A 12398-nucleotide genomic window follows, 5' to 3' on the forward strand; every position below is an offset into this window, starting at 1 on the left:
TTACTTTGTAGGCGGCAGAAGGACAGTGTCGATCACATGGATCACCCCGTTAGAAGCTGAGATGTCAGCCTTGGCCACGGTGGCGGTGTCGTTAATCATAACCTTTTCGCCGGTGGTAGAGATCTTCAACGAGGCGCCATTAACGGTCTTGGCTTCGGACAGCTTCACGACGTCGGTCGCCATCACCTTCCTCGGAACCACGTGATAGGTCAGCACTGCGGTAAGCTGATCCTTGTTCTCGGGCTTTAGCAGTTTCTCCACGGTGCCGGCTGGCAGCGCGGAGAAGGCCGCATCGGTGGGAGCGAAGACCGTGAACGGACCGGGGCCCTTCAGCGTATCGTCAAGCCCTGCGGCAGTCAGCGCCGCGGCGAGAGTCTTGAAATCGCCGGCGGCAACTGCCGTATCAACGATGTCCTTATCAGCCGCATGAGCCGTTCCGGCAGCCAAGCCCACTGCCAGTGCGGCTGCGGCGACCAGATTCATAATTTCCAGTTTCATTTGCGTTCCTCCAAAATCGGACTATAGGCCCTTGGCCCACCTTTCATGTGATGCAAACACTTTTTCATACAAATCACATTTTCGTCATAAGAAATTACTTTTTACTGACAAGAAAAACGACTCAAGATAGTGTGCATGTCGGTAAAAAATGGAGGCGCAATCGATGTCCGACGCAGTCGGCGAACACCTGCGACAATACGAAATTGGCGCCAAGATCAGAGCGTTGCGCCTCGCCAAGGGCATCGGACTAGTTGAACTCGGCAGACATAGCGGTCTGTCGGCAGGACTGTTGTCCAAAATCGAGAGAGGACTGCTAGTCCCACCGCTGCCGACGCTCGTGCGAATTGCCATGGTATTTGGCGTCGGGCTCGATCACTTTTTCTCCGAGCAGGCGAGGCCGCTGGCATTTATCACCCGCAAGCAGGATAGGCTGCGTCTACCGGATGACCCGGGGCGTGAGTCGCCCGCCTATTTCTTTGAGAGCCTTGATTATCCGGCGACCGACCGGCCGATGGATGCTTATATCGCCGAATTCCACCACGTATCGACTCCACACAATCATCCTGGGCCGGAACTGGTCTATGTGATGCGGGGGCAGCTCCTTCTTCGGCTGGGGAATGCCGAATTCGAGCTAGGCTCAGGCGACTCTATATATTTCGACTCAGGCCATGAGCACAGTTATAAGTCCGAGGGTCGTGGCCCATGCATCGGACTGGTGGTGGTGGCACGAAGCGGTCTTTTCGGCACATCGCCTGCCTAACTGTCTACCGTCCGATTATGATATCGACTGCGGATGGGAAGTGCGACGCGGCAAGAGCCGCGCCACATCGCTAATACACGCTGAGACCCGCAAAAAATGGAGAAGGTTAGTTTCGGGTTCATGTCCCGCTACCATCTCCACAGCCCCCAAACTGGGGAGGCCGCTGTGATTGCCACGGTCCTCCCCTACCACCACGACTGCCCCAAGGGTTTGCCGTTCTCTTCAAGGAATGGGGCAAGGTAAGAAGCCGGTCATTGTCCTTGGCGATTGCCAAAGACCAAGGGAATCGGATCATACTCGATAGAATTCCCGATACCATTCCACGAAACGCGGAACCCCGATCTCGACCGGAATCTTCGGCTTGAAGCCGGTCGCCTCTTCAAGTGAGCTGACATCGGCGAAGGTTGCCGGAACGTCACCCGGCTGGAGCGGCATGAGGTTGCGGTTTGCCTTTCGCCCGAGTGCGTCTTCCAGCACCTCGATCAGTCGGTTCAACTGAACGGGCGAATTCCCGCCGATGTTATGGATCCTGAAAGGGGCGCTGCTTGTGGCTGGATCGGGGGCCGCACTTTTCCATTGCGGATTGGCTGTTGCGGGCTGCTGCATCACGCGGTCAATGCCCTCAACGATGTCGTCGATATAGGTGAAATCTCGCTGCATGTTGCCATAGTTGAAGACGTCGATCGGCTCGCCGGCGAGGATGGCTCTGGTGAAGATGAACAGGGCCATGTCTGGCCGCCCCCACGGACCGTAGACGGTGAAGAAGCGCAATCCTGTCGTCGGCAGTCCGAAAAGATGGCTGTAGGTATGCGCCATCAACTCGTTGGCCTTCTTGCTTGCGGCATAAAGGCTGAGCGGATGATCAGCTGAATCGTGAACGGAGAACGGCATCCGTGTGCTGCCGCCATAGATCGAGCTGGAGGACGCATAGACCAGATGGCCGACCGAGGCATGCCGGCATCCCTCCAGGATGTTGAGGAAGCCGGTGAGATTGCTTTCCGCATAGGCGTGCGGATTGGTCAGCGAATGGCGAACGCCGGCCTGGGCAGCCAGATTGACCACGATCTCCGGATTGGCCGAGAGGAGAAGCGCGGAAATGCGATCTCGGTCAGTGAGGTCGATTTGATCGAAACGAAAATTCGGAAATTCTTTCAACCGGGCGAGCCGGGCTCGCTTCAGATTGATATCGTAGTATTCATTCATGGAATCGAGGCCGACAACCTGCCGGCCATCAGCGAGGAGCCTCTGGCAGAGATGAAACCCTATGAAGCCAGCTGCGCCGGTGATCAGGATCGGCCTGGTCAATGTCAATGTCTACTCCTAGGTTGTAATCGGACCGAGCTCACAGGCTCCAATATTTAATCTCTGCAGGAACTCCATTCGGCTTGATGGCCGACTTGACGTCGAACAGTGTTCCACCTGGCCTGATCATCTGAAAAATACGGGATTTCTCACTGGATAGATATTGCTTGTGAGGAACCGCCAGAACAAGCGCCTGCAAATCGTTTATCTCGTCGAGTGGCAGGATTGTTTCACCATAGTCGCGTCGAGCGGTGTCGGCATCGGCAAGAGGATCGTGGACTTTGGGGACAATTCCGAACTGCCTCAGCTCCCTGACCATGTCGAATACGCGACTGTTGCGCAAATCCGGAACGTCCTCCTTGAAGGTCAGTCCGAGAATGCCGACGGAAGCCCCTTTGACCGGCATATCCGAACGGATCAGCTGTTTGACGACCTGTTGAGCAACGAAGGCGCCCATACCGTCATTGATGCGGCGTCCGGCGAGGATGATCTGCGGATGGTAGCCCTCGGCCTCGGCCTTGGCGGTCAGATAGTACGGATCGACACTGATGCAGTGACCACCAACGAAGCCCGGCTTGAACGGAAGAAAGTTCCATTTCGTCGACGCGGCATCAAGGACATCCTGCGTGCGAATATCAAGCCGCTCGAAGATCATTGCCAGTTCATTCATCAGCGCGATGTTGAGATCGCGCTGCGTATTTTCGATTACTTTCGCCGCCTCGGCCACCTTGATCGATGGGGCTCTGTAGATGCCGGCATCGATGATCCGGCTGTAGACGCCCGCCACGCGCTCCAGCGCCTCGGCATTCTCGCCAGAGACGACTTTGACGATTCGTTGCAGCGAGTGTTCACGATCGCCGGGGTTGGCTCGTTCAGGCGAATAGCCAAGCGCGAAGTCGTGAGGGTGCCGCAGACCCGAAATCTGCTCGATGATCGGCCCACAAAAATCCTCGGTCACACCTGGATAAACCGTCGATTCGAAGACGACGACTGCGCCTTTGCCTACCACTTCCCCGACGAGTTCGGATGCCAGCTTCAGGGGAGCAAGATCGGGGGCGCGGTTAATGTCGATAGGGGTAGGCACGGCAACAACGAAGAAAGTCGCGCCTTTCAACATTTCCCGGTCGGTCGTAAGCACGATCGACGATTCCTTGAGCGACGTGGTGTCAACCTCTCCGGTCCGATCGACGCCGTCGCGCAGCTCGCTGATCCGACGCTCGCTGATATCGAAGGCGATCGTTCCTGGGAAAATCTTTCCAAACGCGACGGCTACCGGAAGGCCGACATAGCCCAGACCGATTACGGCAATGCGTTCGGACATCCTGGATTTCCTCAGGTCGCTTAAGAATCGAGGCGCTTGTATGGCAGGCGGTGGGTTAATTCAACGATGCGCCGTTGCAAACGCGCAAGTGTCCACTCAAAAAGACATCCACCACCAATGCTGATGCATTACCTACTCATGCCGATCGATGCTGTGGATAACATCCTACAGGATTGGGTTTCAGGGACCAGGAATTTACAAGAGGCAAGTGGCCTGAAGCACGTACCGAACGAGTGATGGCTTGACGCCTGGCTTGTTGGTCCCGTTCGTCGGGCCCCTGCTCATCGCCGTTCCTTGCGTCTGGCTGTTCGCTCGCCTTGCGAGGCGCATCGGCGCTGTCTCCAAGGTCAAGAGCGACCGATGGCACACATCGGGCGAAGTCCCTCGGCTTGCAGGGCCCGCCCTACTGATCGCGATGTCCCCATGGCTTCCGGTTGGCCATATCCTCCTGCTGGCTCTTTTCTGCCTTATCGGCGCGCTTGATGATGTCCGATCCCTTTCCGCCGGCCCCAAGGCAGCAGCGTTGGCCGCCGCGGCGATACTTGCCGGCCTCATAACAGGTCTTTGGTGGGTGCCGATCGTCATTTGGATCGCCTGCAATGCGGTCAACATGCTTGATCATGCCGACGGTCTTGCCGCGAGCACGATCGCAGCCGCCTCTCTCGGCCTTGGCGGTGATGCCGGGCTGGCCTGCGCCGGTGCGTGCATCGGATTCCTTTGCTTCAACTATCCGCCCGCACGTGTCTTCATGGGCGATAGCGGCAGCCTTCTGCTCGGCGCGGCAGTCGTGCTTCACGCTTCTGAACGAGGTTTCGGCTCCTCGTTGGCGTGGCTTGCTGTCCCGCTGATCGACGCAATATTCGTTATTGTCCGCCGCCTGCGACAGGGACGACGGCCTTGGATTGGCGGCACGGACCACCTCGGCCACACTTTGCTGCGGGTCGGCGTAAGCGGTAAGATTCTGCCGGCTCTCTACGGGGTAGTGGCGCTCGCAATAGGCTTGGCATTCACTGCTTGGCAAACTTCATAGATCCAAATGGGTATGATAGTCCTTAGGCCACCGCACCCCAGCACTTCTGGTATAGCTCGCCCTTCGCTTGAACGTCCGCAGCGACGGCGCGCTTCGAGATGGCCTGGCGAATCCCACCTGTTGCCGCGGATCGAGCGCCTCGCAGACACCACAGTGAACCAATGCTTGGCATAAGGTCGGCACATCAGAATTTTGATCCATAGACGGGCTCCAGCCGGCAACGTTGCGGTTCGGCTCGGATCGCGCCTTGCGGCGCTGCAAACACAAGCGGTACAACAATTACCGGAGCGAATGCGTCCCTGGGATGGCTCAAATGTCCTCCGCCGATTCTCTCGCCGCGAGATTATTGTCGGCGACATTGATGTTCGATCGGGCGTCGTTGCTGGCGCTCGAGACTTTGGCTGCCGAATCCGACCGTCGGGTCCTGAGGCGCGGTGAGGTCCTGGTTCGCGAAGGCGATCCATCGGACAGGTTCTTCGTCGTGCTGTCCGGCCGCTTTACGGTACACAAAGAAGACCCGATTGGCTCGGTCGCCGAGATCGCACAGGGCGAACTAGTCGGCGAAATTGGTTTCTTTGCAGGGCTGCCCCGTACGGCCACTGTCCTTGCAGCGCGCGATTCGATCGTCCTTGAAATCAGTCGTAATCATTTCGAGAAGGCGACCGAGGCTTTGCCGAACCTGAGAGAGGCGGTCACAATATCCCTGGCGCGCCGGTTCGCCACGCAATCCCCGATTCTGTCACGTCTCCAGAAACCTGCCAAGATCCGAACGCTTGCCATCATTGCAGCCGGCGGAAGTCGCATCTCACCGGTTTTCATGGCGCACCTACAGCAAGAGTTCGGCGCGGTCACGCGCGCTCAGTTCGTTTCCCGGCTTGACGTCCACGCGAAGTTCGCAGGTCGTCCGATCGACGACCAGCCGGTCCTTAACTGGTTGAACGAACTGGAGGCGCAAGCTGAATTCGTTGTCTACGTCGCCGATGAAGAACCTAATGAATGGACACGAGTCTGCATTCGCCAGGCCGATACCGTCCTGTTGCTGGCGAACGCGTCCTCCTCGCCTCGCTTGAACACGTCCGAGGAATTGGCGCTATCGGTCCATCCACCATCGACCGGTCGGCTTGTCCTAATTCACGACAATCGCTCGGCTGCGGTCTCCGGCACCTCTGCGTGGCTCGATGAGCGTCCCCATGTCGGCCAGCATCATCATGTTGCGCTGGAGGACGGGGCTGATATCCAGCGCCTGGTCCGATTTATTTCCTGCAAGGCACGTGGCTTCGTGGCGGCGGGGGGTGGGTCCCTGGGCAGCGCCCATCTGGGCGTCTACAAGGCCTTCGTCGAGGCGGGCGGGCGCTTCGACTATCTCGGCGGGACGAGTTCCGGAGCGGCGATGATGGCCGGCTTCGCAAGAGGGTTGGACGCGGAGCAGATCGACCGCGGCACGCACAACATATTTGTCAAGAGTCGGGCGTTTCGGCGCCCCACCTTGCCGCGTTTCGCGCTTCTGGATCACAAAGCCTTCGATCGAGCCCTTAGGGAGGAATACGGCGACGTTCTGATCGAAGATCTTTGGCTTCCGTTCTTTGCGCTTTCGACCAATCTGAGCAGCCGTCAGCCCCATGTCCACCGTCGTGGAAAACTCTGGCAAGCCGTTCGGGCATCCGGCTCGCTCCCGGGTGTCCTGCCACCGTTCTTTACGGCTGACGGCGATATGCTGGTGGACGGCGCCATCATGAACAATTTGCCGCTGGAACAGATGAGGGAACTCAAGACCGGCCCCAATGTCATCGTGAGCTTTGGGTCCAGTGGACCGCAAAAATACCACATCGACTATGACCGCATCCCCGGAAGATCGGAACTGGCGGTCGCCCTGCTGAACCCTTTCGGCCGTGCCCACTTGCCGCAGATTCCGAGCATGCTTCAGATTATTGCCGCGAGTATGCTGGCACACGGGCCGCAGGACATCGCCGTCGGCGACGAGGATGTCTTGGTCTGTCCGCAGGTTTCGAGCACGATCGGCTTCATGGATTGGAGTCGGCATTCCGAGTTGTTTTCGGACGTCTACGACCGCACGGCGCAATGGATCGAGGAACGTCTCCGCCAGAACGACTCAGGGCTCCGGGCGGTGCTCGGTAACCCACATACTTAGCGCATCACAGCGCGATACCGGCAGCCCGAACATCAAAAAAAGCCGGGCAATGCGCCCGTGGAGGTGCAACTGGTTGCCGCGGTATAGGCGCGGCGACGACGGTGCACTCCGGCTCCTACGGGCAAGGACCAGGCGAGAGCCGAACTATTCGGCGGGATGAAGAGCGGCCACTTGAAAGCCGGCATCCATTCCCGCCGCGGTCTCGGTCAGGACATCCAGCGCGAACCCCGCCGACGCGATGTCGAAGAAAATGTCGTAGGACACCGCGCCGAAACGGTCGAAACGGGCCACAACCGCATCCAGATGCAGAGCGCGGGTCTGGGCGAGATGAGCGGGTTTCAGGCTTTCCGGCCTCAGGTCGGCCATCGAGATCCGCCGCATCAACGCGGGCGCTGCTGGACCCGATATCACGAACCACGCCCAGCCCTCGTCGCGATAGGCTTCGTATCCCTTGGACGGAATCTCACTGTCGTGCCAGGCCTTGCGCAACTCGCGCAACCGCGCGCCGCTGCCACCGGGAGGCGCCGTCAGCAGCACGTCCTGTTGGCCCAGCCGCAACACCGACGTGCCGCAAGGCAGGGTAAGCGCCGTATTCACCGCCACGGGCGCGGATAGACCTGCTTCACCGAGCCAGTCCATCGTACCTGGCCCGCGCAGCCCAAAACGCTCCGTCTGGGTACAGTCGAAAACGACGTTCTCATGCGCTCCGGGGAGCGCATCTCTCCGCGCAAGGCGTTGCGCCAAGGCGCTGTGGCGTAAGCTCGGGTCAATCTCGACTGAGACTCCAGGATGGTGGCGCGGAAGCATCCTACATCTCCTGCCGTTGGTTCTCGGGATCATAGAATGGAGTAGGCACCACTCTGGCCTCCAGTTCCTTGCCACACAGGCCGCGTATGCGGAGACTGGATCCCGGCGTCGCATCACGCGGGTCGGCATAGGCGAGCCCGATCCATTTGTTCAGGGTTGGCGAGAAGCAGGTCGATGTGACAAAGCCCACCGGCCGTCCGTCCCGCAGCACGAGGCAGGACTCCGCCAACCGGATGCCGTGCCCCTCGGGCAGTTCGAAGCCGCACAGCTTGCGCTTCAGGCCCAGCTTGCTACGCGCTTCTACGGCAGACTTCCCCACATATCGGGCCTTGGTCTTGGACAGCGCCCAACCCATGCTCAGCTCATCCGGCGCCGAGAGTGCATCGGTATCCTGCCCAATGATGATATGCCCCTTTTCCAGGCGCAGGATACGCGAGGCTTCCAGCCCATAGGGCTGCAGACCGTAGGGTGCCCCTGCCTCCAGCAGCTTTCGCCAGAGTGCAGTTCCGAAGGATTGCGGCACGTGAAGCTCGTAGCTCAGCTCGCCGGTAAACCCGATGCGCATGATGCGAGCCGGGCACGAGCCGATCACTCCGCTGCGGCCATGGAGAAAGGGGAAGCCGTCCGGTGAGAGATCGATGTCGCCTCCCAGCGCCTCGAGGACCTTGCGGGCCGCGGGGCCGGTGACATTGATCGCGGCGAAGGCGGCGGTGACGTTCTGGATATCGACCTGCATGCCCCATTGCGTGTTCAGGAACAGCATATCGGTGAAGACGCGAGCGACGGCGCCGGTGGTGGCGGTCACGTAGAATTCGGTCTCGGACACGCGGAAGGCTACCCCGTCATCGATGACGGATCCCATGTCGTTCAGCATCAGGCAGTAGCGGACGCGCCCCACCGGCTGCCTGGCATGAGCCATCGTATAGATCCGGTCGAGAAACGCGCCAGCATCCGGACCACGGATCGCCAACTTCCCCAAGGTCGAGACATCCAGCATGCCGACCTGATTGCGCACAAGCGTGACCTCGTCGCTGATCGCTTTCTTGACGTCGCGATTTCCGGCGTAGTGCAGCGGCCGCCACCATGCCCCGACAGATGCCAGTTTCGCTCCGCCGGCGACATGTTCGGCATGCATGGCGGTATGGCGGTAGGGCACATGGTTCGGGCCTGCGAGCAGGCCAAGCTTTTCAGGGCCGAAAGGCGGACGCGAGGTGGTGATCCCCACCTCGCCGACCTTGCGCCCGGTCTCTCGAGCAACGATCCGGGCCGTTGCCAGCGCGGAATGCCGCCCTTGCGACGGCCCCATGCCGACGGTCGAATAGCGCTTCACCAGCTCAAGCTCGCGATAACCGTCGCTGACGGCATTCTTGATATCCTTGATCTGCAGATCCTCGTCGAAATCCACGAAATCCCGCCCTTTGGGATGGGGGGACAGGTCTTGCAGATAATTCATCTCCGGCGCGCTGGCATCCGGGATGATGTCCGGGTGGACGCAGGCATGACCGGCGCCCTGTGCCGCGGCCGCGCCCGCGACCTCGCCGCTGCGCAGCACCGATTTCAGGTCGAAGTATCCCGCCGCCGATCCGGCAACGTGGAACGCTTCCGGCAGATTGCTTAGCACGAATTGCCGACTGGCCTCGTCAAATCCCAGCTTTGCCCCGGCATGCAAGGGGAGCTGGTAACATGGCGTGTAGCCAGCCGCGACCACCAGGTGATCGCAGTCCAGCTGTTCCGCGCCATGCTCGGGTGTGCTGAAGCGGATGGCTCGGATATGGCGATTGCCTCCGGTCCCCAATGCTTCCGTGACGGTGGCGTTCGAGATGATACGAATGCCGCGCTCGATGAGGCGCTTCGCGAGGATCTTGCCGGACGCATCGGCGGCAGGATCGAGAACGGCGAACAGCGATACGCCCGCGTCGAGAAGGTCGAGTGCAGTGAGATATCCATCCCGGTTGCCGGCAAAGACGACGGCGCGCTGGCCAGGACTAATCGCATAATGGCGCATCAGTCTCTGCGCCGCGGACGACAAAAGGATGCCCGGCAGGTCGTTGTTGCGAAACACCAATGGCTGTTCATGCGAACCCGCGGCCACCACGACCTGCTTGGCGCGAACTCGATAGAGCATCTCGCCCTGCAGCACCGGAAGCCAGTTGTCGGCAAACCAGCCATTGCATGTCGCACCGGTCAGCACCCGCAGATTGCCCAGCTTTCCGGCCGCTTCGCGCAGCGTCTTCAGGGTCGCCTCCGCCTCTGCCGTCTCGAGCCCGAAACGCGCATAGGTCAGCGCGCCACCGAGTTCCGGGTTCAGATCGACCAGCAGCACCTGTGCCCCCGCCTCGGCTGCCTTGATGGCGGCCGACAGGCCGGCCGGGCCCGCGCCCACGACCAGCACGTCGGTGTGCAGGTTTTCCTTGATGTAGTGGCCGTGACCGGCGGCCGGATCGACCTTGCCGAGGCCGGCCGACTTACGGATCATAGGCTCCCAGAATTTCAACCAGCTCTTCGCGCCGGGGCGAAAGAAGCTGCGATAGTAGAATCCGACGGGCATGAAGCGCCCCAGCCTGTCGAGCACCGCGCCACGGTCGTGCTCGGCCGTTCCACTGACGTTCTGGGCAGTGACCTTCAACCCTTCGGCAATCGGGCGCAGATCGGCACGGACATTCGGCTCATCCGGCAGCTGTACCAACGTGTTGGCATCCTGGCCGGCCATGGTCAGAATTCCGCGCGGACGGTGGTATTTGAATGAGCGCGACAGGATCCAGCGGCCGGTTCCAGCCATGGCGGAGGCAATGCAGTCGCCGGCGAAACCTTCGAGAGGACGGCCGTCGAATTCAAATCGGATCTTGCGGGCGCGATCGAGACGCGATCCCCAGGGAAGCGGCAACCGTTCGGTCATGTCAGGCGGGCTTTCGGCTGGGAAGATAGGTGGCAACAATCTGGTCGCTGACGGTGTGGCGTTCGGCGACGAACACGGTGTTGGACGGGGTGTGCCGCCACCATTCGCGCGTCACGCCGAGCGGGTTCTCGGCGTAGAACAGGGACTCGATCAGTTGCTCGGGCTGTTCGGCGCTGGCCGCGCGGACCGGCCCGAGATACTGAAATTCGGTGATGTTGCGAGGCCCATTCACCGGGCAGGTCAGAAGTTTCATCGAAGCCTCGTCAATGGCTGGCGGCCGTGGCGCCCATTTCGTTCAGCAACGCAAAGCTGTCGAACCGGCGCAGGTCGAATGGTTTCAGGACATCGGGCACGCGCCCGCTGGCGATGGTCTCGGCCATGCGCTTGCCGGCCACGGGCGTCGCCTTGAAGCCCCAGGTTCCCCATCCGCAGTCGAGCCAGTAGTTTTGCAGCGGTGAAGCGCCCATGATCGGGCTGTAATCCGGCGTCATGTCGGTGATCCCCGCCCATTGCCGCAAAAGCTTGACCTTGTGCAGGAAGGGGAAGAGGTGCAGCGCGCCTTCGGCAAGATGTTCCTTCTGGTCCAGTGTCGAGCGGGTCGACGCCAGCTGGTAGGGATCGGAGCCGCCGCCGATGACGACCTCGCCACGCGACGATTGCACCAGGTAGGTGTGCAGGTTCGCGGACGAGATGAGTATGTCCAGGAATGGCTTCAACGGCTGCGTCACCATTGCCTGAAGCGGGAAGCAGCGTATCGGCAGCTTGATGCCCGCCATGGCGGCGACCTGGCCATTGAGCCCGCCCACGGCCTGCAGCACCTGCCCGGCGGCAATCGTGCCGCGGTTGGTCTTGACGTGGGTGACCCGGTCGCCCGCGCGCACGAAGCCGGTCACCTCGGTGCGCTGGTGGATCTCCACGCCACGCTCGCTGGCATGCTTGGCATAACCCCATGCCACGGCATCATGGCGGGCAGTGCCGCCGTCGGCATGCCAGAGCCCGCCCATCACTTCGTGCTGGCCGCCGAGATCGAGGTTCAGATGCGGGCAGAGCTCCTTCACCGTCTGGACATCGACCACTTCGATGCGGGTGCCCACATGCTTGCCCATCTCGGCACGCAGATGGAAACTGCGCAGCGTCGCCTCGGAATGCGCCAGCGTCAGCTGCCCGCGCTGCGAGAACATGACGTTGAAGCCGAGATCCCGCGACATCGTCTCGAAGAGTTCGACGCCTTCCTTGTAGAAGCGGATCGATTCCTCGGTCATGTAGTTCGAGCGGATCGTGGTGGTGTTGCGCGCCGTATTGCCGCCTGCGAGATAGCCCTTTTCCAGCACGGCGATGTTGCGAATGCCATGCACGTTGGACAGGTAGTAAGCCGCCGCAAGACCGTGACCGCCGCCGCCGATGATCACCACGTCGTAGGATCGCTTCAGCTCGGGCGTCAGAGGGATATCGCGAAAGGAAGCGTGCCTGGCGAGCAGACCGTACTTCAGCAAGGAGAAAGGCATGGTTTCCTGCGGTTCAGAGGCTGGGATCGAGCCTTAGAAAACCCGCCAGGCCGGCTTGGCGCAAGAAATCGTTCTTTACCCAGTGACCTCGTTTTCGTAATGCATGGAAACTCTGAATGGGGTCTCCATG

10 protein-coding genes are annotated in these 12398 nt (G+C 60.5%); 3 read left to right on the top strand and 7 right to left on the bottom strand.

Translation table 11 applies throughout. The features are described 5' to 3' along the window. Entirely contained in the window at positions 1-492 is a 492-nt protein-coding gene (locus tag A6B35_RS27220; RefSeq protein ID WP_040583175.1) for a fasciclin domain-containing protein, read from the bottom strand. Between the two features lie 169 nt (positions 493-661). On the opposite strand from A6B35_RS27220, the gene A6B35_RS27225 reads away from it, so the two are divergent. Then, positions 662-1258 (top strand): helix-turn-helix domain-containing protein, encoded by a 597-nt coding sequence (locus A6B35_RS27225; protein WP_006203657.1) that lies wholly within the window; start codon positions 662-664, stop codon positions 1256-1258. A 291-nt stretch (positions 1259-1549) separates the two neighbouring features. Here the strand turns inward: A6B35_RS27225 and A6B35_RS27230 are convergent, their stop codons facing one another. Beyond that, positions 1550-2563 carry an NAD-dependent epimerase gene (locus A6B35_RS27230; RefSeq protein WP_006203658.1) on the bottom strand — a complete coding sequence of 338 codons (1014 nt, stop codon included), beginning with the start codon at positions 2561-2563 and terminating at the stop codon, positions 1550-1552. 37 nt (positions 2564-2600) lie between these two features. Beyond that, positions 2601-3881 (bottom strand): nucleotide sugar dehydrogenase, encoded by a 1281-nt coding sequence (locus A6B35_RS27235; RefSeq protein ID WP_006203659.1) that lies wholly within the window; start codon positions 3879-3881, stop codon positions 2601-2603. 415 nt (positions 3882-4296) lie between these two features. Here A6B35_RS27235 and A6B35_RS34775 point away from each other — a divergent pair, with 415 nt between their 5' ends. Both A6B35_RS34775 and A6B35_RS27245 read left to right on the top strand, forming a co-directional pair. Next, a complete protein-coding gene (locus A6B35_RS34775; RefSeq protein ID WP_244425967.1) occupies positions 4297-4911 on the top strand; it encodes an MraY family glycosyltransferase in 615 nt (204 codons plus the stop codon). A gap of 313 nt (positions 4912-5224) precedes the next feature. Further along, entirely contained in the window at positions 5225-7060 is a 1836-nt protein-coding gene (locus A6B35_RS27245; RefSeq protein WP_157999216.1) for a patatin-like phospholipase family protein, read from the top strand. A 144-nt stretch (positions 7061-7204) separates the two neighbouring features. Here the strand turns inward: A6B35_RS27245 and A6B35_RS27250 are convergent, their stop codons facing one another. The 4 genes from A6B35_RS27250 to A6B35_RS27265 all read right to left on the bottom strand — a co-directional run bounded on the left by A6B35_RS27250 (position 7205) and on the right by A6B35_RS27265 (position 12268). Continuing rightward, on the bottom strand, positions 7205-7699 hold the full coding sequence (locus A6B35_RS27250; RefSeq protein ID WP_040583156.1) for a hypothetical protein: 495 nt from the start codon (positions 7697-7699) through the stop codon (positions 7205-7207). Positions 7700-7868: 169 nt separating this feature from the next. Next, on the bottom strand, positions 7869-10763 hold the full coding sequence (locus A6B35_RS27255; RefSeq protein WP_006203665.1) for an FAD-dependent oxidoreductase: 2895 nt from the start codon (positions 10761-10763) through the stop codon (positions 7869-7871). Between the two features lies 1 nt (position 10764). Beyond that, entirely contained in the window at positions 10765-11016 is a 252-nt protein-coding gene (locus tag A6B35_RS27260; protein WP_065518290.1) for a sarcosine oxidase subunit delta, read from the bottom strand. A 10-nt stretch (positions 11017-11026) separates the two neighbouring features. After that, a complete protein-coding gene (locus A6B35_RS27265; RefSeq protein WP_006204064.1) occupies positions 11027-12268 on the bottom strand; it encodes an FAD-dependent oxidoreductase in 1242 nt (413 codons plus the stop codon). Between the last annotated feature and the right edge of the window lie 130 nt (positions 12269-12398).

It is taken from the genome of Mesorhizobium amorphae CCNWGS0123 (genome assembly GCF_001686985.1).
GTDB lineage: Bacteria > Pseudomonadota > Alphaproteobacteria > Rhizobiales > Rhizobiaceae > Mesorhizobium > Mesorhizobium amorphae.

What these genes read in the sequence shown, in the direction of transcription:
- A6B35_RS27250 (WP_040583156.1), bottom strand. Translation starts at nt 7,699, where the DNA reads ATGGACTGGCTCGGTGAAGCAGGTCTATCCGCGCCCGTGGCGGTGAAT.
- A6B35_RS27265 (WP_006204064.1), bottom strand. Translation starts at nt 12,268, where the DNA reads ATGCCTTTCTCCTTGCTGAAGTACGGTCTGCTCGCCAGGCACGCTTCC.
- A6B35_RS27255 (WP_006203665.1), bottom strand. Translation starts at nt 10,763, where the DNA reads ATGACCGAACGGTTGCCGCTTCCCTGGGGATCGCGTCTCGATCGCGCC.
- A6B35_RS27225 (WP_006203657.1), top strand. Translation starts at nt 662, where the DNA reads ATGTCCGACGCAGTCGGCGAACACCTGCGACAATACGAAATTGGCGCC.
- A6B35_RS27260 (WP_065518290.1), bottom strand. Translation starts at nt 11,016, where the DNA reads ATGAAACTTCTGACCTGCCCGGTGAATGGGCCTCGCAACATCACCGAA.
- A6B35_RS34775 (WP_244425967.1), top strand. Translation starts at nt 4,297, where the DNA reads ATGTCCCCATGGCTTCCGGTTGGCCATATCCTCCTGCTGGCTCTTTTC.
- A6B35_RS27235 (WP_006203659.1), bottom strand. Translation starts at nt 3,881, where the DNA reads ATGTCCGAACGCATTGCCGTAATCGGTCTGGGCTATGTCGGCCTTCCG.
- A6B35_RS27245 (WP_157999216.1), top strand. Translation starts at nt 5,225, where the DNA reads ATGTCCTCCGCCGATTCTCTCGCCGCGAGATTATTGTCGGCGACATTG.